The 25,209-nt window shown below is 67.4% G+C and carries 19 protein-coding genes; 11 read left to right on the forward strand and 8 right to left on the reverse strand.

All coding sequences use genetic code 11. The features are described 5' to 3' along the window. Positions 1-21: 21 nt before the first annotated feature. From recQ to FZ029_RS04370, 4 genes are all read right to left on the reverse strand, one after another. The gene (gene recQ / locus FZ029_RS04355) at positions 22-1,938 is read right to left on the reverse strand and encodes a DNA helicase RecQ (RefSeq protein WP_149268141.1); all 1,917 of its coding nucleotides are present in this window, start codon (positions 1,936-1,938) and stop codon (positions 22-24) included. 427 nt (positions 1,939-2,365) lie between these two features. Next, a complete protein-coding gene (locus tag FZ029_RS04360) occupies positions 2,366-2,809 on the reverse strand; it encodes a (deoxy)nucleoside triphosphate pyrophosphohydrolase (RefSeq protein WP_063633716.1) in 444 nt (147 codons plus the stop codon). 6 nt (positions 2,810-2,815) lie between these two features. Beyond that, complete coding sequence (argJ, locus tag FZ029_RS04365) at positions 2,816-4,054, reverse strand: bifunctional glutamate N-acetyltransferase/amino-acid acetyltransferase ArgJ (protein ID WP_149268142.1); 1,239 nt, start codon at positions 4,052-4,054, stop codon at positions 2,816-2,818. 194 nt (positions 4,055-4,248) lie between these two features. After that, positions 4,249-5,208 carry a peptidylprolyl isomerase gene (locus tag FZ029_RS04370; protein WP_149268143.1) on the reverse strand — a complete coding sequence of 320 codons (960 nt, stop codon included), beginning with the start codon at positions 5,206-5,208 and terminating at the stop codon, positions 4,249-4,251. Positions 5,209-5,625: 417 nt separating this feature from the next. Here FZ029_RS04370 and secA point away from each other — a divergent pair, with 417 nt between their 5' ends. The 3 genes from secA to FZ029_RS04385 all read left to right on the forward strand — a co-directional run bounded on the left by secA (position 5,626) and on the right by FZ029_RS04385 (position 11,933). Next, positions 5,626-8,361, forward strand: coding sequence for a preprotein translocase subunit SecA (secA, locus tag FZ029_RS04375; protein ID WP_149268144.1), 2,736 nt, complete (start codon positions 5,626-5,628; stop codon positions 8,359-8,361). Between the two features lie 219 nt (positions 8,362-8,580). Continuing rightward, on the forward strand, positions 8,581-9,060 hold the full coding sequence (gene mscL / locus FZ029_RS04380; RefSeq protein ID WP_149268145.1) for a large conductance mechanosensitive channel protein MscL: 480 nt from the start codon (positions 8,581-8,583) through the stop codon (positions 9,058-9,060). Positions 9,061-9,185: 125 nt separating this feature from the next. Next, positions 9,186-11,933 (forward strand): EAL domain-containing protein, encoded by a 2,748-nt coding sequence (locus tag FZ029_RS04385; protein ID WP_247892143.1) that lies wholly within the window; start codon positions 9,186-9,188, stop codon positions 11,931-11,933. Positions 11,934-11,947: 14 nt separating this feature from the next. On the opposite strand, the gene FZ029_RS04390 is transcribed toward FZ029_RS04385, so the two are convergent. The 3 genes from FZ029_RS04390 to FZ029_RS04400 are packed head-to-tail and all read right to left on the reverse strand — an operon-like array spanning position 11,948 to position 13,131. Then, entirely contained in the window at positions 11,948-12,421 is a 474-nt protein-coding gene (locus FZ029_RS04390; RefSeq protein WP_149268146.1) for an SRPBCC family protein, read from the reverse strand. Beyond that, positions 12,418-12,756 (reverse strand): metalloregulator ArsR/SmtB family transcription factor, encoded by a 339-nt coding sequence (locus tag FZ029_RS04395; RefSeq protein ID WP_149197864.1) that lies wholly within the window; start codon positions 12,754-12,756, stop codon positions 12,418-12,420. Before FZ029_RS04395 ends, FZ029_RS04390 begins: the two co-directional genes overlap by 4 nt. Positions 12,757-12,807: 51 nt before the next feature. Next, entirely contained in the window at positions 12,808-13,131 is a 324-nt protein-coding gene (locus tag FZ029_RS04400; RefSeq protein WP_149197863.1) for a multidrug efflux SMR transporter, read from the reverse strand. A 194-nt stretch (positions 13,132-13,325) separates the two neighbouring features. On the opposite strand from FZ029_RS04400, the gene FZ029_RS04405 reads away from it, so the two are divergent. The 3 genes from FZ029_RS04405 to FZ029_RS04415 all read left to right on the forward strand — a co-directional run bounded on the left by FZ029_RS04405 (position 13,326) and on the right by FZ029_RS04415 (position 17,670). Then, entirely contained in the window at positions 13,326-14,894 is a 1,569-nt protein-coding gene (locus FZ029_RS04405) for a lysine--tRNA ligase (RefSeq protein ID WP_149268147.1), read from the forward strand. 478 nt (positions 14,895-15,372) lie between these two features. After that, positions 15,373-16,296, forward strand: a complete 924-nt coding sequence (locus tag FZ029_RS04410) for a hypothetical protein (protein ID WP_149268148.1) — start codon at positions 15,373-15,375, stop codon at positions 16,294-16,296. 222 nt (positions 16,297-16,518) lie between these two features. Further along, positions 16,519-17,670, forward strand: coding sequence for a DUF2336 domain-containing protein (locus FZ029_RS04415; protein ID WP_149268149.1), 1,152 nt, complete (start codon positions 16,519-16,521; stop codon positions 17,668-17,670). Positions 17,671-17,679: 9 nt separating this feature from the next. Here the strand turns inward: FZ029_RS04415 and FZ029_RS04420 are convergent, their stop codons facing one another. Then, a complete protein-coding gene (locus FZ029_RS04420; RefSeq protein WP_149268150.1) occupies positions 17,680-18,183 on the reverse strand; it encodes a hypothetical protein in 504 nt (167 codons plus the stop codon). A 270-nt stretch (positions 18,184-18,453) separates the two neighbouring features. On the opposite strand from FZ029_RS04420, the gene mdh reads away from it, so the two are divergent. The 5 genes from mdh to FZ029_RS04445 form a co-directional block, all read left to right on the forward strand. Continuing rightward, a complete protein-coding gene (gene mdh / locus FZ029_RS04425) occupies positions 18,454-19,422 on the forward strand; it encodes a malate dehydrogenase (RefSeq protein WP_042699729.1) in 969 nt (322 codons plus the stop codon). 132 nt (positions 19,423-19,554) lie between these two features. Next, on the forward strand, positions 19,555-20,751 hold the full coding sequence (gene sucC, locus FZ029_RS04430) for an ADP-forming succinate--CoA ligase subunit beta (protein ID WP_149268151.1): 1,197 nt from the start codon (positions 19,555-19,557) through the stop codon (positions 20,749-20,751). Between the two features lies 1 nt (position 20,752). Beyond that, the gene (gene sucD / locus FZ029_RS04435) at positions 20,753-21,628 is read left to right on the forward strand and encodes a succinate--CoA ligase subunit alpha (protein WP_014246680.1); all 876 of its coding nucleotides are present in this window, start codon (positions 20,753-20,755) and stop codon (positions 21,626-21,628) included. A 306-nt stretch (positions 21,629-21,934) separates the two neighbouring features. Next, positions 21,935-24,886 (forward strand): 2-oxoglutarate dehydrogenase E1 component, encoded by a 2,952-nt coding sequence (locus FZ029_RS04440; RefSeq protein ID WP_149268152.1) that lies wholly within the window; start codon positions 21,935-21,937, stop codon positions 24,884-24,886. Between the two features lie 40 nt (positions 24,887-24,926). Beyond that, positions 24,927-25,209: biotin/lipoyl-containing protein (locus FZ029_RS04445; protein WP_348771127.1), on the forward strand; the 283-nt coding region annotated here is incomplete at its 3' end.

The raw sequence follows: 25,209 nt of genomic DNA on the forward strand, positions 1-25,209 counted from the left end.
CCTGCCATGCACCCGAACGCCTCATCCGTGCTGCCGGATCACCTCCAGGAAGGCGTCGGCGTAGCGTTCCAGCTTGCGCCCGCCGACCCCCGGCAGATGGGCGAAGGCGGCGTGGTCGCGCGGGCGCTGGGCCACCATTTCCAACAGCGTGCTGTCGTGGAAGATCACATAGGGCGGCACGCTCTGCGCCTTGGCCAGCGCCGTCCGGCAGTCCTTCAGCGCGTGCCACAGCGCGTCGTCGGCCGCCGACAACGCACCGCGGGCGCCGGAGCGCGACACGCCCTCCCCGTTCAAGCTTCCGCCCCGCGCGGTGTGGCGGCGCAGGGCGTCATGGACGCCACGGCGGCGCTCCAGCACCGGGTCCTTGCGCAGCTTCACCACCCGCTGCCCCTTGATGACGGCGACCCCGGCATCGGTCAGGCGGAAGCCGCCATAGCCCTCCAGATCGACGGTCAGCAGACCGGTCGCCACCAGCTGGCGGTAGACCGACTGCCATTCGACCTTGGTCAAATCCTTGCCGACGGCGAAGGTCTTCAGCTGGTCATGGTTCTGCTGCACCACCTTCTCGGTGGCGTTGCCGACCAGCACGTCGATCAGGTGGCCGGCGCCATAGCGCTGGCCGGTGCGGTAGACCGCCGACAGCGCCTTCTGCGCGGCGATGGTGCCGTCCCAGGTCTCGACCGGGTCGAGGCAGGTGTCGCAGTTGCCGCAGGGCTCCGGCAGCGTCTCGTTGAAATAATTCAGCAGCACCTGACGGCGGCAGTCCGGCGTCTCGCAGAAGCCAAGCAGGGCCTCCAGCTTGCCGCGTTCCACCCGGCGGTGGCTGTCGCCGGCCTCCGACTGCTCCAGCATCTGGCGCAACATCACCACGTCGGCCATGCCGTAGGCCATCCAGGCGTTGGCAGGCAAGCCGTCGCGGCCGGCGCGGCCGGTCTCCTGGTAATAGGCTTCCAGGCTCTTGGGCGGGTCGAGGTGGCAGACGAAGCGGACGTTCGGCTTGTCGATGCCCATGCCGAAGGCCACCGTGGCGACCATCACCAGACCCTCGCTCTTGATGAAGCGGTCCTGGTTGGCCTCGCGCGTCTCGGCAGGCAGCCCGGCATGGTAGGGCAGAGCCTCGCGGCCCTGTTGGTTCAGCCAGGCCGCGACATCCTCCACCTTGTTGCGCGACATGCAATAGATGATGCCGGCGTCTTCCGGGTGGTTCTCGCGCAGGAAGGCCAGCATCTGCTGGCGCTCGCTCTTCTTCGGCACCACGCGGTAGGTGATGTTGGGCCGGTCGAAGCTGGACAGGAAGACGCGGGCGTCGGTCAGCCCCAGCTTGTCCTTGATCTCGGCGCGGGTCTGCACGTCGGCGGTCGCGGTCAGCGCGATGCGCGGCACCATCGGGTGGCGCTCGTGCAGGATCGACAGCTGCAGATATTCAGGACGGAAATCGTGCCCCCACTGCGACACGCAATGCGCCTCGTCCAGCGCGAACAGCGCCAGCCTGGTGCGGTCGAGCAGATCGAGGAAGCGCGGCGTCACCAGCCGTTCCGGCGCGACATAGACGAGGTCGATCTCGCCCTGCACCATGGCCCGCTCCACCTCCCGCGCCTCCGCCGGGCCGAGGGAGGAGTTGAGGAAGGCGGCGCGCACGCCAAGCTCCCGCAGCGCCGTCACCTGATCGCGCATCAGGGCGATCAGCGGCGAGACCACCACCGTCACGCCGTCGCGCACCAGTGCCGGGATCTGGTAGCACAGCGACTTGCCGCCGCCGGTCGGCATCAGCACCAGCGCGTCGCCGCCGCGCACCACATGGTCGATGATGTCGGCCTGCTGGCCGCGGAAGGAGTCGTAGCCGAACACCGTCCGCAGCGCGTCGAGCGCCGTGGCCGGCCGTTGACCGGGGGCATCGTCCGACGCACCCGGGTTGCTGTAGGAAAACAACGAATCCACGCCGATGCGGTTCAGGAAAGTGGTGCCGGAGATCCGGCTTGTCGTCTCAACGCCCCATCATGTCGCACAGATCGCCTCCGGGGCAAAGCCGCAAAGGGTCACGCCTGGGAACAAAGGTCGGACAGCCGTTGGCACCACCACACATTGGTGTGAAAAGGTAGCGCCCGCTCATCGTCCGCGTGTAAACTGAAAACGGCGGATGGAATAGGCCATCCGCCGTTTCAGAGAGGAAGCCGGCATGAAGAAGATGCCCTTCTTCCTGGTGCTCCAGTGGCGGCGATGGCGGATTGAGATCCGCCTGATCCGTCGCTAAGCACCGGGAGCGTGCCGGCGGGTGTAGCAGCACCCGCCGGCCACCTCCGAAAAATATACAGCCGCGCGGCCCGATTTTCAACGCGCGGTATTGGGCAACGCTGCGAATTGGCCCCTACAGCAAATCCCGCAGCATCGCCACCAGCGGCACGTCGGCCGGCGGCATCGGGTAATCGCCCATCCGGTTCGGGTAGACCCAGGCGAGCTTCTGCCCCTCCTGCGGCATCACGTCGCCCTCCCACACCCGGCAGACATAGAGCGGCATCAGCAGGTGGAAGCTCTCATAGCTGTGGGACGCGAAGGTGAAGGGGGCGAGGCAGCTTGCCGCCGTGTCGATACCCAGCTCCTCCTTCAACTCGCGCACCAGCGCGGCCTCGGGCGTCTCCCCGGCATCGACCTTGCCGCCGGGGAATTCCCACAGGCCGGCCAGCGACTTGCCGGGCGGACGCTGGGCCAGCAGCACGCGCCCGTCGGCATCGACGAGCGCCACCGCGACCACCATCAGCACCGGCAGCGAGCCGCGGGCGGGGGTGGAGCTGGGATCGAAACAGGCGGTCACGGCTGATCAGCTCCGATAGCTGCCGTTGATGTCGATGTAGCCGTGCGTCAGGTCGCAGGTCCACACCTTCGCCGTCCCCTTGCCCAGGCCGAGGTCGATGTCGATGTCGATCTCCTTGCCTTTCATGTGATTGGCGACCGGCGTCTCGTCGTAGCCGGGGACTTCCATCCCGTCGGCGCAGATCAGGGTGCCGCCGACGGTGATCTTGATCAGGTCGCGGTCGGCGCGCTCGCCGGCGCGGCCGATGGCGGCGACGATGCGGCCCCAGTTGGCGTCCTCGCCGGCGACGGCGGTCTTGACCAGCGGCGAGTTCGCCACCGTCATGCCGATCCGCTTGGCGGCGGCGTCGCTGTCGGCGCCGCGCACGGTGATGGCGATGAACTTGGTCGCCCCCTCGCCGTCACGCACCACCTGCAGCGCCAGATCGAGCAGCAGGTCTTCCAGCGCGGCGCGGAACTCCGCCAGTTCGGCGGCATCGGCGCTCGACACCGGGGCGTTGCCGGCCTTGCCGGTGGCGAACAGCAGCAGCGTGTCGCTGGTCGAGGTGTCGCCGTCGACCGTGACGGCGTTGAAGGTGCGCTCGGTGAATTCCGACAGCATGTCCTGCAGAGCGGAAGCGGCGATGGCGGCGTCGGTGAAGACGAAGCCCAGCATCGTCGCCATGTCCGGCGCGATCATGCCCGATCCCTTGGCGAAGCCGGCGATGGTCACCGTCGTTCCGCCGATTTTGACGGTGCGCACCGAACCCTTCGGGAAGGTGTCGGTGGTCATGATGGCGCGGGCGGCCTTCTCCCACGCGGCCGATTCGGCTTTGAGGTTCGGGGCCATCGGCGCCAGGCACTTGCCGATGGCGTCGGCGGCCAGCGGGATGCCGATCACGCCGGTCGACGCGATATAGACCTCGTCGGGGGCGCAGCCGGCCAGTTCGGCGGCGGCGGTGACGGTCGCCTGCACGGTGGCGTCGCCCGCCTTGCCGGTGAAGGCGTTGGCGTTGCCGGCATTCACCACCACGGCGCGGGCCGACCCCTTGGGCAGGCTGTCGCGGCACCAGATCACCGGGGCCGAGCAGGTCAGCGACCGGGTCAGCACGCCAGCCACAGCGGTGCCGGGATCCAGCACGGCCAGCAGCAGATCGTCGCGGCCCTTGTATCGGATGCCGCTGTTCGCCGTGGCGATGCGCACGCCCGCGATGGGCGGCAGCGTCGGGAAACTTGCGGGAGCCAAGGGGGAGAGGGTCGTGGCCATGAAGGAAATTCCCGTGGTGGGGAGTGGTGGTGGCGTGGTGGGAAAGTCACTGGAATGTCAGAATGTTGCCCCCTCCCTAACCCTCCCCCACCTGCGGTGGGAGAGGAAACTGCCGCCACTCCGCGACCAACTCCCTCTCCCGCGCAGCGGGGGAGGGTTGGGGAGGGGGCAACGGGAGGCCTGAACGCCTGACCTTACTTCTTCGCCGGCTCCGCCGGAGTGGCGGGAGCGGCCGGGGCCGGGGCGGCGGCCGGCTCTTCCTTCGGCATCGGCGAGCCGTCGATCTGGAAGGTCTCGATCTTCGCCTTGCCGCGCAGCTCTTCGACCAGGGCGGTGACGATGTCCTTCGACAGCGCCTGCTCCAGCTGCGGCTTCACTTCCTCAAGCGTCGGCTGCGGCTGGGTCCGCTTGTCCTCGACCTTGATGATGTGCCAGCCGAACTGGGTCTTGACCGGCTCCTTGCTGATCTCGCCCGGCTTCATGGCGAAGGCGGCATTGGCGAAGGGCTCGACCATCGCATCCTTGGTGAAATAGCCGAGGTCGCCGCCCTGGGCCGCCGCGGCGGCGTCCTTGGACTTCTCCTTGGCCAGCTTGGCGAAATCGCCGCCCTTCTTCAGCTGGGCGATGATGGCCTTGGCCTCGTCTTCCTTCTCGACCAGGATGTGGGCGGCCTTGACCTCCTCCTGCGCCGGGTTCTCCTTCAGGTAATCCTGATAGGCCTTGTTCAGCGCCTCGGGCGTCACGCGGGCCTTGATCTCCTTCTGGATGAAGGCGCGCTGGACCGCGCGCTCCTCGGCGCGCTTGATCTCGTCCTTCACCTCGGCCGAATCGGCCAGACCGGCCTTGTAACCGGCCGAGGAGACCAGCTTGCCGCTGACCAGCTGGTCGATCACCGCCGGATAGATCATCTCGATCGGCATCTGCTGCACCTGCGGCGGCAGCTGCGAGACCATGCGGGTGACGTCCGACTTGTGCAGCTCCTCGCCATTGACGCGGGCGACCACCGGATCGGCCGGAGCGGCCGGAGCCGAAGCGGCCGGAGCGGGAGTGGCGGGCGCCGGCGTCTGCGGAGCAGGCGTCTGGGCGTGGGCGGCCAGCGCGATGCCACAGGCGGCAACCGACAGGAGCGCGGTGCGGAACACTCGTTGAACCATGGCGTGTCTGTTTCCTTCCGGCGGATGCTTCACAAATGGGCGGCCGGCGGACCGGCGCCCGTTTCGCATGGTCTGCGGCATCGGAGCCATCCGCCGCTCCGCGCCCGATTCCGCAGGGGATTAAGCATGGCTAAGCCGCGCGGGGCAAGGGTCCCCGTGGCTACCGCCCTATAGCTCATGTGCCTGCGCAAGGGGATACCAGCCCCCGCCGGTCGCAGCCAACCGCCGCGGCGCTTTCTGGACGCGAATTCATGAAACGGTCATGGCATCCCCCGGCTTCTCCCCTGCCCAGCCGCCTCTCGCAAATGCCGCAACGGAGCCCCCGCCGGCCCGGTCTCGTTGACAGGGCCTTGCCATAGTCCTATGTGAGACCCGTCGATAGGCTGGCCCACATTCCGCTTTACTCCCGAGGTTTTCATGTTCGGCGCTCTCGCCCGCAAGATTTTCGGCACCGCCAACACGCGCGCGGTCAAGGCGCTGCACAAGACCGTGGCTCAGATCAACGCGCTGGAGCCGTCGGTCGCCGCGCTGTCGGACGACCAGCTGAAGGGTCGCACCGATTGGCTGCGCGAGCGGCTGGCCAAGGGCGAGACGCTGGACGACATCCTGCCCGACGCCTTCGCCACCGTGCGCGAGGCGGCCAAGCGCGTGCTGGGCCAGCGTCATTTCGACGTGCAGCTGATGGGCGGCATGGTGCTGCACACCGGCAAGATCGCCGAGATGCGCACCGGCGAAGGCAAGACGCTGGTCGCCACGCTGGCCGTCTACCTGAACGCGCTGGAAGGCAAGGGCGTCCACGTCGTCACCGTGAACGACTATCTCGCCTCGCGCGACAGCGGCTGGATGGCGCGGGTCTACGGCTTCCTCGGCCTGACCACCGGCTGCATCGTGCATGGGCTGGACGACGACGAGCGGCGCGCCGCCTACGCCGCCGACATCACCTACGGCACGAACAACGAGTTCGGCTTCGACTATCTGCGCGACAACATGAAGTTCCGGCTGGAGGAACTGGTCCAGCGGCCCTTCAACTACGCCATCGTCGACGAGGTCGACTCGATCCTGATCGACGAGGCGCGCACCCCGCTGATCATCTCCGGCCCCTCCACCGATTCGTCGGAGATGTATGTCCAGGTCGACCGGCTGATCCCGCTGCTGGTTCCTGAGGATTACGAGAAGGACGAGAAGCACCGCTCCGTCAGCTTCACCGAGGCCGGCCAGGAGCACATGGAGCAGCTGCTGGCCGAGGCCGGGCTGCTGAAGACCGGCGGCCTCTACGACATCCAGAACGTGGCCCTGGTCCACCATTCGCAGCAGGCGCTGCGCGCCCACATGCTGTTCCAGCGCGACAAGGATTACATCGTCAAGGACGACAAGGTCGTCATCATCGACGAGTTTACTGGCCGCATGATGGAAGGCCGCCGCTTCTCCGAAGGCCTGCACCAGGCGCTGGAGGCCAAGGAAAAGGTGACGATCCAGCGCGAGAACCAGACGCTGGCCTCCATCACCTTCCAGAACTACTTCCGCATCTATCCGAAGCTGGCCGGCATGACCGGCACCGCCCTGACCGAAGCGGCGGAGTTCGGCGAGATCTACGGGCTCGAGGTCGTCGACATCCCGACCAACGTCCCGGTCAAGCGCATCGACCACGACGACGAGGTCTATCGCACCGCGACCGAGAAATACCATGCCATGATCGACCTGATCGAGGATGCCCGCAAGCGCGGCCAGCCGGTGCTGGTCGGCACCACCTCGATCGAGAAGTCGGAACTGCTGTCGGAGCTGCTGAACAAGCGCGGCATCCCGCACAACGTCCTGAACGCCCGCCACCACGAGCAGGAAGCCTACATCGTGGCCCAGGCCGGCCGCGCCGGCGCGGTGACCGTCGCCACCAACATGGCCGGCCGCGGCACCGACATCCAGCTGGGCGGCAATCTCCAGATGCGGATCGAGGTCGAGCTTGCCGACGTCCCGGAAGGCCCGGAACGCGAGGCCCGCATCAAGCAGATCGAGGCCGAGATCGCCGAGGCGCGCGAGACGGTCAAGCAGGCCGGCGGCCTCTATGTCGTCGGCACCGAGCGGCACGAGAGCCGCCGCATCGACAACCAGCTGCGCGGCCGATCCGGCCGCCAGGGCGACCCCGGCACCTCCAAGTTCTTCCTGTCGCTGGAAGACGACCTGATGCGCATCTTCGGGTCGGAGCGGATGGACAGCATGCTCCAGCGTCTCGGCCTGAAGGAGGGCGAGGCGATCATCCATCCCTGGATCAACAAGGCGCTGGAAAAGGCGCAGCAGAAGGTCGAGGCGCATCACTTCGAGGTCCGCAAGAACCTGCTGAAGTTCGACAACGTCATGAACGACCAGCGCAAGGTCGTCTATGAGCAGCGCCACGAGGTGATGGAGAGCGAGGACATCGCGGAGGAAATCCGCGAGATGCGCCACCAGATCATCGCCAACATGGTCTCGGCCGCCATCCCGGCCAACAGCTACTCCGAGCAGTGGGACATTGACGGCCTGCACGAGGCGGTCAACCGCGTGGTGGGCATGGATCTGCCAGTGCACGAGTGGGCCAAGGAAGAGGGCATCGCCGAGCCGGAGATCGAGGAGCGCGTGCGCGAGGCCGCCGACCGCAAATATGCGGACAAGGAGGAGGCCTACGGCGCCGAGACGATGCGGCATGTGGAAAAGAGCATCCTGCTCCAGATCCTGGACCAGGAATGGAAGGACCACCTCCTCCAGCTCGACCATCTGCGCCAGGGCATCAACCTGCGTGCCTACGCCCAGAAGGACCCGCTGAACGAATACAAGCGCGAGGCGTTCGAGCTGTTCGACTCGATGCTGATGGCCCTGCGCGAGCAGGTCACCACCATCCTGATGCATGTCGAAATCCGCATGGCGCCGTCGCAGGAGGAACTGTTCGCCCGCCAGATGCAGGAGATGCACGAGGGCCGCATGGACCCGGCGCTGGCGATGGCAGGCATGGGGGCCGGTGACGGCGAAGCCCTGCCCGACGGCATGGTCCGCGCCTCGTCGCTGGCCGGCACGCCGGAAGACCAGCCGCTGCCGGCCGAGGTGATGGAAAACACCCCGCGCAACGCCGCCTGCCCCTGCGGGTCGGGCAAGAAGTTCAAGCACTGCCACGGCCGCATGGCTTAAGTGGGGTGTTTGGCGGGGGTGCGCCTGCCGGGTGCCCCCTCCCTCCCACGCTGGCGCGTGGGTCCCTCCCTCCCCCGCCTTTGGCGGTGGAGGGGAAGAAAGCAGCAGTCCCCTCTCCCGCGAAGCGGGGGAGGGTTAGGGAGGGGGCAAAAGCCCTCCATTGAAACCAACCCCTCCCCACCCCGTTTCCCTTCCACGACCACGGAAAAACGGGACGCCATGTTCGAAGAATTCAAGAAATTCATCAGCCGCGGCAATGTCGTGGAGCTGGCCGTCGGCATCATCATCGGTGCCGCCTTCACCGGAATCGTCAATTCCCTGGTCAAGGACATCCTGATGCCGCCGATCGGCTGGATCATGGGCGGCATCGATTTCTCGAACTACTTCGTCAGCCTGTCGGGCGGCCATTACGACTCGCTCCAGGCTGCCGAGAAGGCGGGGGCGGCCACCGTCAATTACGGCCGCTTCATCAACGCCTGCATCAATTTCCTGATCGTGTCGGGCGCCCTGTTCATGATCGTCCGGCAGGTCAACCGCCTGCATGTCCTGCACAAGGAAGCCCCCAAGACCCCGCCGCGCCAGGAGTTGCTGCTGGAGGAAATCCGCGACGCCCTGCGCGCCCAAGCCAATGCTCAACCCGGCGGTCAGGCCGGCGGTCAGGCCGCCGCCCGGCCGCCATCCGCCGACCGCACTCCCTGATCCTCCCGCCGGCCCCGGTGTGATTTCGCTCACTGCGGGAGCTTGTCACAGGGTGGGGAGAACCCCCCGTTGCCGCAGCGCGTCGAACGGGTTACCCTCTTGGATAAGCTGGCGATGGCGGTGGGATGGCGAAGGCCTCGCACGCCTGCGCTGTCCATGACCTCGACAAGGGCCATGTCCATGTCCGCCAAGCGCTGTCCGCCGACCGTTCCCGACGGTGCGCCGCCATGATCCGCTCCGCGGCACGCCGGGCCGCCATGCGGTTGCTTGCCATCCTGCTGCTGTCCCTGCTGGCCGGTGACCCGGCGGCGGCGATCAGCACGCCGGCACCGGCTGCGGCGCCTCCGGACGCCGGTCCGCGCCCCGCCGAAATCCGGGTGACGCTGGACGACACTTACCCGCCCTACAGTTTCCGCACCCCCGACGGCACCCATGTCGGCATCGTGAAGGACATATGGACGCTGTGGTCGCAGAAGACCGGCATCCCGGTCCGCATGCTTCCGCTCGATTGGGGCCTTGCCCGCAAGACCATGGACAGCGGCGGCGCCGACGTCATCGAGACGATCTTCCGCAATGACGCCCGCGACCTGATCTACGACTTCTCCAAGCCCTATGCCCGCGTCGACGTGCCGATCTGGTTCAGCGCCGACCTCAGCGGCATCACCGGGGTGGAGTCGCTGCGCGCCTTCACGGTCGGGGTGAAGGACGGCGATTTCTGCATCGAATGGCTGACCGACCAGGGCATCACCGCCTTCCAGCGCTATTCCGGCTTCGAAGCGATGGTGGATGCCGCGGCAAAGCAGGAAACCCGGGTCTTCTGCATGGACGACCCGTCCGCCCGCTATTACATGACCAAGCGCGGCGTGCAGGGACGCTTCCGCTACACCGATCCGCTCTATACCGGCGAACTGCACTGGGCGGTGCGCAAGGGCGACACGGCGCTGTTCCGCCTGATCGCCGACGGCTTCGCCCGCATCACCCCGCAGGAGCGAAAGGCGATCGAGGAGCGCTGGCTCGGCCGCAGCCTCACCGGCATCGTCAGCCCCCAGATGATGGACCTGCTGCTCAAGCTGCTGAGCGGACTGGCGGTGCTGGGCTTCGGCGCGCTGGTGTGGGTGCTGCTGCTGCGCCGGCAGGTGGAAAGCAAGACGCAAAGCCTGCGCACCGCGGTCGCGGCCCTGACCGCCAGCGAGGAGCGCGTCCGCACCATCTTCGACAGCGTCACCGACGCCATCTTCATCCACGACCTGGACGGCGGCGCCATCCTGGAGGTCAACCGCCGGATGAAGGAGATGTACCGGGTCGGCAATATGCCGCTGTCGGACCTCACCGTCGCGATGATCAGTTCCGGCGTGCCGCCCTACACGCGGCACGACGCCGCGGCCCGCATCCGTAAGGCGGCCGACGGCGAACCGCAGCTGTTCGAATGGCACGCCCGCCGGCTCGATGGCGCGCTGTTCTGGGTGGAGGTCAGCATGCGGCGCGCCGTGATCGACGGCAACGACCGCCGGCTGCTGGTCCTCGTCCGCGACATCACCGAACGCAAGGCGGCGCAGGAGCGGATGGAGTATCTGTCGCGCCACGACGCGCTGACCCTGCTGCCCAACCGCGTCCTGGTGCAGGACCGCACCGAACAGGCGCTGGCCCGGTCGGAACGCAACGGCCGGCTGGTGGCGCTGGTCGCCTGCGGGCTCGACCGCTTCAAGACGGTGAACGACAGTCTCGGCCACGCCGTCGGCGACGCCCTGCTGCGCGCGGTGGCGGACCGGCTGAAGGCGGCGGTGCGCGACACCGACACGGTCAGCCGCGGCGGCGGCGACGAGTTCATCCTGCTGCTGTCCGGGCAGCCTGACATCGATTCGGTGGTGGAGGCCGTCGCCTCCCTGCACGAGGCGATGGCCGAGCCCTTCCAGGTCGGCGGGCATGAGCTGACCGTTACCCTGTCGTCGGGCGTGGCGCTGGCCCCGGCCGACGGCAAGGACTTCGCCACCCTGCTGAAGAACGCCGACACCGCGCTCCACCACGCCAAGGCGGCCGGCCGCGACACCCACCGCTTCTATGCCGAAGCGATGAACGCCGAGGCGGTGGCCCACCTGTCCACCCGCAGCGGCCTGCGCCGCGCGCTCGACCGCGGGGAGTTCCTGATCCATTACCAGCCGCAGGTCAGCCTGGAGAGCGGTGCCGTGACCGGCGCGGAGGCGCTGGTGCGCTGGAACCACCCGGAAAAGGGCATGGTCCCGCCCGGCGACTTCATTCCGATCGCCGAGGACAGCGGCCTGATCGTGCCGATCGGCGCCTGGGTCCTGACGGAGGCCTGCCGGCAGGCGGCGGCTTGGCATGCCCGCGGCCTGTCGCTGTCGGTGGCGGTCAACCTGTCGGCTTTGCAGCTTCAGCGCAACGACCTCGTCGCCACGGTGACGCGGGCCCTGGCCGACAGCGGGCTCGACCCGCTTCTGCTGGAGCTGGAGCTGACCGAATCGATGCTGATCCAGAACACCGACGTCGTGATGGACAATCTGCGCCGCATCAAGGCGATGGGCGTGCAGGTGTCGATCGACGATTTCGGCACCGGCTATTCCAACCTGTCCTACATCGGCCGTCTGGCGGTGGACAAGCTGAAGATCGACCGCAGCTTCGTCGCCGATCTCACCAGCAACCACGACAGCGCCAAGATCACCGCCGCCGTCATCCAGATGGCCCACAGCCTGAACCTGACCGCCGTGGCCGAAGGCGTGGAGGACGCCGAAACGCTGGAAGCCCTGCGCGCCCTGCGCTGCGACGTCGCCCAGGGCTATTACCTGGGCCGCCCCGGCCCCGCCGAGGCGGTCGAACGCGCCGCCCGGCAGGTGAACCCGTTCAAGGTCGGGGCTTAAGGCCGCCCCTTTCCCTACAGTCCCTTCACCAGGGCGACGAGCTGGTCGAGCGCGGCGCTCCAGCCGTGATGGAAGCCCATCTCCTCATGCTGCTTCTTCGCCGCCTCGTCCTTGTGGAGCGCGACGGCGGTATAGAGCGTGCCGCCGGCCGCCGGCTCGATGGTCACGGTCGCGGTCATGAAACCGCCGCCGGTGGGGCGGAAGCCCGGCCCCAGCGCGTCGGTGAAGACCAGTCGCCGCTCGGGCTCCACGGCCAGGAAGCATCCGGTGCTGTCGTTCCTCTCGCCGTTCGGCCCTTCCATCACCGTGCGGAACTTGCCGCCGGGCCGCAGGTCGATCTCGCAGGCGGTGGTCCGCCAGGGCGCCGGCGTGAACCACTTCATCAGCAGCTCCGGCTCGGTCCAGGCCCGCCAGACGAGGCCCGGCGGAACCGCGACCTCGCGCTTCAGTTCAAGGTCGAGCTGCGGGTTGAAAACCACATCGGTCATGGTGTCCCTTCCTCCCGTTTGTTCAGGTCCAGCACCAGGCTGTCCAGTTGATCGAGCCGCTTTGTCCACAGGCTCCGCTGGGCTTCCAGCCAGCTTTCCGCGGCCGCCAGCGCCTCCGGCTTCAGCGTGCAGGTGCGCACCCGCCCCTGTTTCCGCGTTTCGACCAGCCCGCTGTCCTCCAGCATCTTCAGGTGCTGCAGGAAGCTGGGCAGGGCCATGCCGAAGGGTTTCGCAAGGTCGCCGACCGATGCCGGTCCTCGCCCAAGCGCCTGGATCACCGCCCGGCGCGTGGGGTCCGCCAGCGCACGGAACGTCCTGTCGAGTGCTGCATCCATGACGGCACCCTAGCGGGAGAAAACACTTAGGTCAATGCCTAACTATCGCGGTTACGCCGCCCCGTTCGCCATGTGCAGGCTGATGACCCCGGCGACGATCAGGAGGATGCCGACCACCTTCATCACCGTCAGCGACTCGCCGAAGACGAACACGCCGATGGCGGCGATGGCCGCGGTTCCCGTCGCCGACCAGATGGCATAGGCGATGCCGACCTCCATGGTGCGCAGCGCCTTGGCGAGCAGCAGGAAGGCGACGCCATAACAGACGACCACCGCCGCCGCCGGACCCAGCCGCGTCATGCCGTCCGACATCTTCATCGCCGATGTGCCGACGACCTCGAACAGGATCGCCACCACCAGATACAGCCAGCTCATTGCCTCGCCACTCCGCCAACTCCCGCAAGGCCGATCCCGCGGGGCCGCAGGATGGACCGGGCAAAGGGGCGCCGCAAGAGGGCCCCCCGGCACATCCCACTCCAGACACCCATGGTTGACGCCACGCCCGGCCGGCCCTAGGGTCTTTGCCCTCATTCCCAACTTTATCTATGTGGTTTCGAAAGGGTCCGACGATGACCGGCGAACGGGATCTGGCGTTGCAGGCGAAGGCATGGCCGTTCGAGGAGGCGCGCAAACTGGTCGCGCGCTTCGCGAAAGCGCCGCCCGCCAAAGGCTATGTCCTGTTCGAGACCGGCTATGGTCCGTCGGGCCTGCCGCATCTCGGCACCTTCGGCGAGGTGGCGCGCACCAGCATGGTGCGCCACGCCTTCCAGACCATGAGCGACATTCCGACCAGGCTGTTCTGCTTCTCGGACGACATGGACGGCCTGCGCAAGGTCCCCGACAACATCCCCAACAAGGAGATGGTGGCGGCCAACCTGGGCAAGCCGCTGACCCAGGTGCCCGATCCCTTCGGCACCCATGACAGCTTCGGCGCCCACAACAACGCCCGGCTGCGCGCCTTCCTCGACAGCTTCGGCTTCGAGTACGAGTTCCAGTCCTCCACCGACTGGTACAAGTCGGGCCGCTTCGACGAGGCGCTGCTCGGCATCCTGCGCCATTACGACGAGGTGATGGCAGTGATGCTGCCCACCCTCGGCGCCGAGCGTCAGGCGACCTACAGCCCCTTCCTGCCGGTCTCCCCCTCCACCGGGCGGGTCCTCCAGGTGCCGATGCTGGAGCGCAACGTCGATGCCGGCACCATCGTCTTCGAGGACGAGGACGGCAAGAAGGTGGAACTGCCGGTCACCGGCGGCCATGTGAAGCTGCAGTGGAAGCCCGATTGGGGCATGCGCTGGTTCGGCCTCGGCGTCGATTACGAGATGTACGGCAAGGATCTGATCCCCTCGGCCGATCTCGCCGGCAAGATCTGCAAAATCCTGGGCGGCACTCCGCCGGAGGGCTTCAATTACGAGCTGTTCCTGGACGACAAGGGCCAGAAGATCTCCAAGTCGAAGGGCAACGGCCTGACCATGGAGGAATGGCTGGCCTACGCGCCGCAGGAAAGCCTCGCCCTCTACATGTTCCAGAAGCCGAAGTCGGCCAAGCGCCTCTACTTCGACGTCATCCCGCGCGCGGTGGACGAATACCTGACCTTCGTCGACAAGGTCCATGGCGAGGAGCCGGCGAAGAAGCTGGAGAACCCGGCCTGGCACATCCACAACGGCAAGCCGCCGGCCGTGCGCTCCGACGTGTCCTTCAACCTGCTGCTCAACCTGGCGGGTGCGGCGAATGCCGACACCAAGGACACCATGTGGGGCTTCATCCGCCGCTATGCGCCCGACGCCACGCCGGAGAACAGCCCCTTCCTGGACAGCATGGTCGGCTATGCCGTGCGCTACTACCAGGATCAGGTGAAGCCGACCAAGCGGTTCCGCGCCCCCACCGACGCCGAACGCGCGGCCCTGCAGGACCTGCTGGCCAAGCTGGACGGCCTGCCGGCCGACGCCCGCGCCGACACCATCCAGAACGAGGTGTTCGAGGTCGGCAAGACCCACGGCTTCACCGAGCTGCGCGCGTGGTTCCAGGCGCTGTACGAGGTGCTGCTGGGCCAGACCACCGGGCCGCGCATGGGCTCCTTCATCCAGCTCTACGGCATCGACGAGACCAAGGCGCTGATCCGCGAGAAGCTGGCGGCCTGACGCTCGCCGGTTTCCATGTGCCTGAAGGGAGGCGTCGAAAGGCGCCTCCTTTTTTCGTTTCCGAACCGATCCGAACGCGATTATTTTCGCAATCGATCGTCCGTCTGACCCGCGACCGGCCCTATGCCCGAAAAGAGTGCGGGAAACTGCCTTTCCGCCCACCGGATGGGCAAACCTAAGGATATTCCATACCGCGCTATGCGGATGTCGCACCGCACCAATTCGAAAAGGGTGGTACCGCTAACACGGCTGCGGGCTTAAACTCCGCCTCGTTACTGCATTTTGCAGTGCGTTTCCTCCCTAGACTAAAGGCCGCGCCCGCTTGGGCTGCGGCCTTTTTTTTGGCGCGGCGGCCGGCTGCCGCCCCTCCCCTGTGATGGCCGTCACAGCCAAGATAAATAAAATACCGGATAAATTGTATCGGAACCGCGGCTGGCCCGTATGGCCGGCCGGGACGCATCGGGAGGGAGGGCGTGGGATGACCGCCGATCCGCCGCCGTTCGAACGCCACCATCGCACGGCGCAGGCTCTGGTCAGCACCTTTCAGGAGGCGCTGGAGCCGCAATTCGCCACCAAGGGCGTGCTGTCGCGCGAGGAATTCGCCCGCGCCATGGGATTGATGATGGCGCACTGGCCATCGGTGCTGCCGCTGTTCGCCTCGATCTGCCAAGCCTGTACCGCAGCCTCCTGCACCGCGTCCGGCTGCGGCGGCTGCGTGACGACGACGGACGCGGCGGGGGACGGGCAACAGCCTCTTCATCACGATGGACGCCGCCGGGATTTCGTCACCCGCCTGATGGTCTCGGCCCTGCGCACCCGCCTGCCCGACAGCATGGACCCGATCACCGGCGCCAGCTTTCCCCAGGTGATCCTCCCCGGCCTGCAATCGACGCTGAGCGCCCTGTTCTACGAGAAGGAGTGGGAAGCGATGAACGCCAGCGCCATCGCCCTGTTCAACCGGCTGGGGACCGACCGCGATGCCGAGGTCTGGCGGCGGCTGGCGCATGAGCAAACGCTGGCGGTGCTGGCCGACACGCCGTTCATCCGGGTGATGCTGCGTTTCCGCCAGTTCCACCAGCAGCGCCAGACCTTCATCCGGCGGATGACCGACCATCTGCGCGAACGGCATTTCGTGTTCGCCGAGGAGCATTTCCAGACGCTGTTCGACGCCCTGTTCGGCCGTCTGCGCGACGGCCTGCGCACCGAACTGGACCGCGCCCGCACCGACATCCATTACGGCGAGGGCACGGCGGAGGCGCTGCTGCGCATCTTCGACCAGTTCGACAAGCACCGGCTGGATCAGTCGGTGCCGATCCGCGTGCTGGGCGGCCGGCAGGTGGCGCGCCCGATGCTGGCGCAACGCAGCATGCTGGGCGCCACCCCTGCCGCCAAGCGGCGCTGATCGCGGCCGGCCGTGCCGGATGTCACAAGCCGGGCCAGTGCCGAATTAGGACGCCGTTAACCAGGGGGGCGCTTCGATGGACCGCATGATCCCACCACTGCCGCTCCGGCCCCGCCGCGGCACCACCACAAGGCTACAGGTCCGGTGACAGCCCGGCGCTCCCCGTCCCGCCCCTCCCCCCGCCTCCCGCCGGAGACGGACTGCGGCGTCGCGCCCGAGTTGATGGACTACCTGTTCGCCGGGTCGCCGGAGCCTGAACCGCTCCAGGCGACGCCCTCCGCACCGCCCTCGGCGCCCGGCCGCGGTGTCGCCCGTCAGGTCGGCGACATGCTGGTCGAATCGCGGCTGGCCGGGATGGGCGATGCCGACGTGCGCTCCACCCTCGCCCGCAAGCTGTGCCGGCTGCTGCCGGACCTGCCGCCGGGCGGGGCCGACACCGTCAGCGCCGTGGCGATTCGCGCGCTGGAGCAGCTGGCCCGCGACCACATCGTCCGGGTGCGCGAGGCGCTGGCGACGGCGATCAAGGACATCGCCTGCGCCCCGCCCACGGTGGTGACGACGCTGGCGCGCGACGTCGAACGGACGGTGGCGGAGCCGGTTCTGCGCTGCTGCGCGGCGCTCAGCGACGAGGACCTGCTGGACATCGTCGCCGCCGCCCCCGCCGGCTGGGCGCTGTCGGCCATCGCCCGGCGCCACAGCATCGGCGCGGCCCTGTCCGACGCCATCGCCGGCAGCAGCCATGCCGAAGCCACCGGCATCCTGCTCGACAACAGCGGGGCGGTGATCGCCGAACCGACGCTGGAATCGCTGGTGGAGCGGTCGGCCCACCATCCCGACTGGCGGGAGAAGCTGGCCCGCCGTCCCGCCCTGCCCCGCCGGCTGGCGCTGCGGCTGGCCGATTTCGTCGATCTGGCGGTGGCGGATACTCTGCGGCGGCGTCCCGACTTCGACGACGCCACGGTGGCGGAGATCGCCGCCACCACCCGCCGCCGCATCGACTGGGCCGAAGCGCCCGAGTCGGCCGAGTCGCCGGAACGCCGCGCCGTCCGCCTGCACCGGCTGGGCAAGCTGGACGAGACGGCGCTGGGCGACGCGATGTCGTGGAACGAGACCGGTTTCGTGCGGGCGGCGCTGACCTTGCGCGCCCGCGTGGCGCCGGAGGTGGTGGAGCTGATCCTGGATGCCCACGATCCGCAGGCGGTCACCGCCCTGGTCTGGCGCGCCGGCCTGTCGATGCGTTGCGCCATGCAGATCCAGGCCCGCGCGGCCGGCATCCACCCGCGCGCCATGCTGAACGCCCGGCAGGGCAGCGGCTTCCCACTGTCCCCCGCCGAGATGGCCCGACACCTGGAACGCTACGGCATCGGGCCGTAAGGGGACCGATCAGTAAGGCTGCTGCATGCCCCCGCGCGGCATCGGCTGGCGCGGCGTGGCGCGGCCGGTGCGCGGCACCGGGGTGTCGGGCGAGACCTCCTTGTAATAGGGGCCGCGGTCGGTCGGGCCTTCCATCGCCTCGGCCGGGGTGACGATCTGCTCGCCGGTGCCGGCGTCGAAGGCGATCAGCGGCATCTGGCGCACCTTCAGGCAGGCTTCGCGCTTGGCGGCCAGTTCCGCCGACTGCGAGCCGTCCAGCGTCACCAGCGGCAGCACCCAGTTCGCCCGCTGGTCGGCGGGGATCGAGGTGTAGACGTAATTGGTCAGCGGCCGGCAATAGGCGGCGCTGGCTTCCGCCGCCGGGTCGGTGATCGGGGCGGCGGCGATGGCGGCGGTATAGTCGCCGACCGTCTGGGCCTGGGCGGAGCCGGCCGCCGAGACGCCGGCGATGCCGGCGGCAAGCGCCAGCGACATGGTCAGACCGGGAATGAAACGGGCCACGAGCTTGGCCATCTGCGCTCTCCTTCGACCATCTTTGAACAAGGTAAGGACCGGACGCGAACCATACGTATAAAGCCGAACGGTCCAGTCGTTGGAAAGGATCATCGGGGGTGCGACGCAAAGCTGCAATGCCTCGCTAGCGGTCAGGCTTGCCCTCCGCGACAAAACGCGCTACCTACGCTTCCGAAATCTCGGGGCGCTGGATCCCTAAGACGTTAGAATGACCAACGGTTCTAGTCTCCCGCTGAATGGGGGACGCTCAAACGTTTTAGGGAACGCTCCATGGCTCGCAAGAAGATTGCGCTCGTCGGTGCCGGCCAGATTGGCGGCACGCTGGCTCTGCTCGCTGCTCAGAAGGAACTGGGCGACGTCGTCCTGTTCGACATCGCCGAAGGCATGCCGGCCGGCAAGGCGCTGGATCTCGCCGAAACCTCCCCGGTCGAGGGCTTCAACGCCAGCCTGACCGGCGGCAACGACTATTCGGTCATCGAGGGTGCCGACGTCGTGATCGTCACCGCCGGCATCCCGCGCAAGCCGGGCATGAGCCGCGATGACCTGATCGGCATCAACAGCGGCGTCTGCAAGACGGTCGGCGAGGCCATCGGCAAGTATGCCCCGAACGCCTTCGTCATCGTCATCACCAACCCGCTCGACGTGATGGTGTGGGTGCTGCAGCAGGCGTCCGGCCTGCCGCCGGAGCGCGTGGTCGGCATGGCCGGCGTGCTCGACTCGGCCCGCTTCCGCTACTTCCTGGCCGAAGAGTTCAACGTCTCGGTCGAGGACGTCACCGCCTTCGTGCTGGGCGGCCACGGCGACACGATGGTCCCGCTGGTGCGCTACTCCACCGTCGCCGGCATCCCGCTGCCCGATCTGGTCAAGATGGGCTGGACCACGCAGGAGAAGCTGGACGCCATCGTTCAGCGCACCCGTGACGGCGGCGCCGAGATCGTCAAGCTGCTGAAGACCGGCTCCGCCTTCTACGCCCCGGCCGCTTCCGCCATCCAGATGGCCGAGTCCTACCTGAAGGACCAGAAGCGCGTTCTGCCGGTCGCCGCCCACCTGAGCGGCCAGTATGGCCAGGACGACCTCTACGTCGGCGTCCCGACGATCATCGGCGCCGGCGGCGTCGAGAAGATCATCGAGATCGAGCTGAACGACGAAGAGAAGGCGATGTTCCAGAACTCCGTCGACGCGGTGAAGACGCTGGTCGACGTCGTCAAGAAGCTGGACGCCGAGAAGGCCGCTTCCTAAAGAACGGAGTGCGCGGTCTCCGGCGCCGTCCCGGCCCATTTTCCGGGTCCGGGACGGCGCCGGTGGTGCGCCCGTCTTGTCCTTCAGTCGACCCGTTCTCGTCAGCCGAAACAAAAAACAGATGGACGCCCGATGAACATCCATGAGTACCAGGCGAAAAGCCTGCTGAAGAAGTACGGCGTCGCGGTTCCCCGCGGCGGCGTTGCCTACACCCCGCAGGAGGCCGAGACGGTCGCCCGCGAGCTGGGCGGTCCGGTCTGGGTCGTGAAGTCCCAGATCCACGCCGGTGGCCGCGGCGCCGGCCGCTTCAAGGACAACCCCGAGGGCAAGGGCGGCGTCCGCGTCGTCAAGTCCATTGAGGAAGTCGGCAAGAACGCCGCCGAGATGCTGAACCACGTCCTGGTGACGAAGCAGACCGGTGCGGATGGCCGCGAGGTCAAGCGCCTCTACATCGAGGAAGGCGCCGACATCAAGCGCGAGCTGTACCTCGGCATGCTGATCGACCGCGCCACCGGCCGCGTGACGATCATGGCCTCGACCGAAGGCGGTATGGAGATCGAAGAGGTCGCCCATAACACGCCGGAGAAGATCATCAAGGTCGCCGTCGACCCGGCCACCGGCATCCAGGGCTACCACACCCGCAAGGTCGCCTTCGCGCTGGGCCTGGAAGGCAAGCAGGTCGGTGCCGCCGCCAAGTTCATCCAGGCCGCCTACAAGGCGTTCGTGGACCTGGACTGCGCCATCGTCGAGATCAACCCGCTGATCGTCACCGGCGCCGGCGACATCCTGGCGCTCGACGCCAAGATGAACTTCGACGACAACGCCCTGTTCCGCCACAAGGACGTGGAAGAGCTGCGCGACGAGGCCGAAGAGGATCCGGCGGAGATCGAGGCGGCCAAGCACAGCCTCAACTACGTCAAGCTCGACGGCAACATCGGCTGCATGGTCAACGGCGCCGGCCTGGCGATGGCCACCATGGACATCATCAAGCTGTATGGCGGCGAGCCGGCCAACTTCCTCGACGTCGGCGGCGGCGCCACGAAGGAGCGCGTCACCGCGGCCTTCAAGCTGATCCTGTCCGACAGCAACGTCGAAGGCATCCTGGTCAACATCTTCGGCGGCATCATGCGCTGCGACGTGATCGCCGAGGGCGTGGTCGCCGCGGCGCGCGAAGTGCACCTGCACGTTCCGCTGGTGGTGCGCCTGGAAGGCACCAACGTCGATCTGGGCAAGAAGATCCTGGCCGAATCCGGCCTGCCGATCCTCTCGGCCGACAACCTCGCCGATGCCGCCGAGAAGGTGGTCAAGGCCGTGAAGGAGGCCGCGTAACATGGCTGTTCTCGTCGATAAGAACACGAAGGTGATCTGCCAGGGCTTCACCGGAGCCCAGGGCACCTTCCATTCCGAGCAGGCCATCGCCTACGGCACGAAGATGGTCGGCGGCGTCACGCCCGGTAAGGGCGGCGCCAAGCACCTCGACCTGCCGATCTTCGACACCGTCTCCGAGGCGGTCGAGAAGACCGGCGCCAACGCCTCCGTGATCTACGTGCCGCCGCCCTTCGCGGCCGACGCGATCCTGGAAGCCATCGACGCCGAGATCCCGCTGGTGGTCTGCATCACCGAAGGCATCCCGGTGCTGGACATGGTCCGCGTCAAGCGCGCCCTGGACGGCTCCAAGACCCGCCTGATCGGCCCGAACTGCCCCGGCATCATCACGCCGGACGAGTGCAAGATCGGCATCATGCCGGGCCACATCCACAAGCGCGGCAAGATCGGCATCGTCTCGCGCTCCGGCACGCTGACCTATGAGGCGGTGGCGCAGACCACGGCGGCCGGCCTCGGCCAGACCACCTGCATCGGCATCGGCGGCGACCCGGTCAACGGCACCAACTTCGTCGACAGCCTGGAGCTGTTCGTGAAGGACCCGGAGACCGAGGGCATCATCATGATCGGCGAGATCGGCGGCGACGCCGAAGTCCGCGGCGCCGAGTTCATCAAGGCCTCGGGCACCAAGAAGCCGGTCGTCGGCTTCATCGCCGGCCGCACGGCTCCTCCGGGCCGCCGCATGGGCCATGCCGGCGCGGTGATCTCCGGCGGCAACGACACCGCCGACTTCAAGATCGACTTCATGAAGTCGGTCGGCATCGCCGTCGCCGACAGCCCCGCCAGCCTGGGCTCCACCATGCTGAAGGTGTTCAAGGGCTGATGGTCTGCGGGCGTCGCCTCAAGGGTGACGCCCATGGCCTCCTGCCTTTGAAAAGGGACGGACTCGGAAGAGGATGGCGGGCGGGACGCTGTGGTGCCCCGCCCGCCGCCCCTTCGGGGTCTCCTCTTGGACGGATGGTCCTGGGAACCCATATGCAAGCGTCGGCGGTGCTTCTCGCATCCCAGCCCGCACCCCACCGGCTGTTTTCGCCGGTTCTCGCATATGGGTATCCAACGATCCCCCGCCTCCTTCATCACTCGCGATCATCTCCCACAGGGAATCGGGCTTACGGCCCGAGGTGAAACCATGTCGGCAAATCTGGAACAGACCTCGTTCCTCTTCGGCTCGAACGCCGGTTACGTCGCCGAACTCTACGCCAGCTACCTGTCCAACCCGGCCGCCGTCGACCCCAGCTGGAACAGCTTCTTCCAGGATCTGGACGAGGATTCGCGCGCCGTCCTGGACGAGCTGCGCGGCGCGTCCTGGACCGTGTCCGATCTGGAAGACCCCAAGGCCAAGCGCGATCAGGTCGCCGAGAGCTTCATCGTCGGCAGCCCAAATGGAGCTGGCAACGGTGCCGCCGCCGCGATGAACGGTCCGGGCAACGGCGCCATGCTGGCCCACGCGCAGCAGGTCTATGGCGGCATCAGCCCGCAGCAGCTGCGCGCCGCCACGCTGGACAGCATCCGCGCCCTGATGCTGATCCGCGTCTTCCGCGTCCGCGGCCACATGAACGCGCATTTCGACCCGCTGGGCCTGGAAAAGCGCGAGCCGCACCCGGAACTGGATCCGGCGACCTACGGCTTCGGCCCGGACGACCTCGACCGTCCGATCTTCCTGAACTACTCGCTCGGCCTGGAAACGGCGACCCTGCGCCAGATCCTCGACATCCTGCACAAGACCTATTGCGGGACGATCGGCGTCGAGTTCATGCACATCCAGGACCCGGAAGAGAAGGCCTGGATCCAGGAGCGCATCGAGGGCGGCCGCAACCACACCGACTTCACGGTGAACGGCAAGCGCGCCATCCTGGAGCGTCTGACCGCGGCCGAGGGCTTCGAGAAGTTCCTGCAGCTGAAATACACCGGCACCAAGCGCTTCGGCCTTGAGGGCGGCGAGTCGATGATCCCCGCGCTGGAGCAGATCCTGAAGCGCGGCGGCCAGCTCGGCCTGAAAGAGGTCGTCGTCGGCATGGCCCACCGCGGCCGTCTGAACGTGCTGACCAACTTCATGGGCAAGCCCTTCTCCGCCGTCTTCTCGGAGTTCCAGGGCAACCCGTCGAGCCCGCAGGACGTGCAGGGTTCGGGCGACGTGAAGTACCATCTCGGCACCTCTTCGGACCGCGACTTCAACGGCAACATCGTCCACCTGTCGCTGACCGCCAACCCGTCCCACCTGGAATGGGTCAACCCGGTCGTGCTGGGCAAGGTGCGCGCCAAGCAGCAGCAGCGCCGCGACCTGGAGCGCGAGCAGGTGATGGGCGTGCTGATCCACGGCGACGCCGCCTTTGCCGGCCAGGGCATCGTGGCCGAGACGCTGGGCCTGTCGGAGCTGCGCGGCTACCGCACCGGCGGCACCATGCACTTCATCATCAACAACCAGATCGGCTTCACCACCAACCCGACCTATTCGCGGTCGGGCGTGTACTGCTCCGACATGGCCAAGATGGTGCAGGCGCCGATCTTCCACGTGAACGGCGACGATCCCGAAGCCGTCGTCCATGTCAGCCGCATCGCCATCGAGTTCCGCCAGAAGTTCAAGCGGGACGTCGTGATCGACATGGTCTGCTACCGCCGACACGGCCACAACGAGGGCGACGAGCCGGGCTTCACCCAGCCGCTGATGTACAAGAAGATCCGCGCCCACGCGACCACGCGCGAGCTGTACGCCAAGCAGCTGGTCGAGGAGAACGTGATCACCCAGGCCGAGGGCGACCAGATCACCCAGGACTTCATGAAGAAGCTGGAGGGTGAGTTCGAGGCGTCCAGCACCTACAAGCCGAACAAGGCCGACTGGCTGGAAGGCAAGTGGGCCGGCCTGGAGGCGCAGGGCGCCAACACCGCCCACCGCGGCGAGACCGGCGTGGACATCGACAAGCTGAAGCAGATCGGCTTCAAGCTCTGCGAGTACCCGAAGGACTTCGCGATCAACTCCAAGATCGCGCGCCAGCTGGAAGCCAAGAAGAAGACGCTGGAGTCGGGCGAAGGCATCGACTGGGCGACCGCCGAGGCTCTGGCCTACGCCACGCTGGTGGCCGAGGGCACCGGCGTCCGCCTGTCGGGCCAGGATTCCGGCCGCGGCACCTTCTCGCACCGCCATGCGGTGATGTACGACCAGAACACCGAAGAGAAGTACATCCCGCTCTGCCACGTCAGCCCGGATCAGGCGACCTTCGAGGTCCATGACAGCCCGCTGTCGGAAGCCGCCGTCGTCGGTTACGAATACGGCTATTCGCTGGCCGAGCCGCACAATCTGGTGCTGTGGGAGGCGCAGTTCGGCGATTTCGCCAACACCGCCCAGACCATCATCGACCAGTTCATCTCGTCGGGCGAGTCCAAGTGGCTGCGCATGTCCGGCCTGGTGATGCTGCTGCCGCACGGCTACGAGGGCCAGGGTCCGGAACACTCGTCCGCCCGTCCGGAACGCTTCCTGCAGATGTGCGCCGAGGACAACTGGCAGATCTGCAACGTGACGACGCCGGCCAACCTGTTCCACGTCTTCCGCCGCCAGATCCGCCGCAGCTTCCGCAAGCCGCTGGTCCTGTTCACGCCGAAGTCGCTGCTGCGCCACAAGCTGTGCATCTCCGACCTGTCGGAGATGGGGCCGGGCAGCAGCTTCCACCGCGTGCTGGGCGAGACCGCCAACGATCTGGCCGCCAACGACAAGATCCGCCGCATCGTCGTCTGCTCCGGCAAGGTCTATTACGACCTGCTGCAGGAGCGCATGAGCCGCGGCATCAAGGACGTGGTCATCCTGCGCCTGGAACAGCTCTACCCGTTCCCGAAGGACGCTCTGGCGGCCGAATTCGCCAAGTATCCGAACGCCGAGCTGGTCTGGTGCCAGGAAGAGCCGGAGAACCAGGGCGCCTGGTTCTTCGCCGACCGCCGCCTGGAGGGCGTGCTGAAGGACGTCGGCCACAAGGCCGGCCGCCCGTCCTACGTCGGCCGCCCGGCCACCGCCTCGCCGGCGACCGGCCTGCTGAAGCGTCACAACCAGGAGCAGGCCAAGCTTCTGGACGAAGCCCTGACGGTCCGCTGACCATCACCCAAGCGAACAAGAAGACGAACGAGGATAAAGAATGGCTACCGACATCAAGGTCCCCACGCTGGGTGAGTCCGTCTCCGAGGCGACGGTCGCCCGCTGGCTGAAGAAGGCCGGCGAGGCCGTCGCCATGGACGAGGCGCTGGTCGAGCTGGAGACCGACAAGGTCACGCTTGAGGTGAATGCGTCGGCCGCCGGCGTGCTGGCCGAGATCGTCGCTCCGGAAGGTGCGAACGTCGAGGTCGGCGCCCTGCTGGGCGTCATCAACGAGGGCGCCGGCGCCGGCGCCGCCGGCTTCAGCCCGGGCAGGGGCGCGCGTG

The organism is Azospirillum sp. Sh1, assembly GCF_008365135.1.
Lineage (GTDB): Bacteria > Pseudomonadota > Alphaproteobacteria > Azospirillales > Azospirillaceae > Azospirillum > Azospirillum oryzae.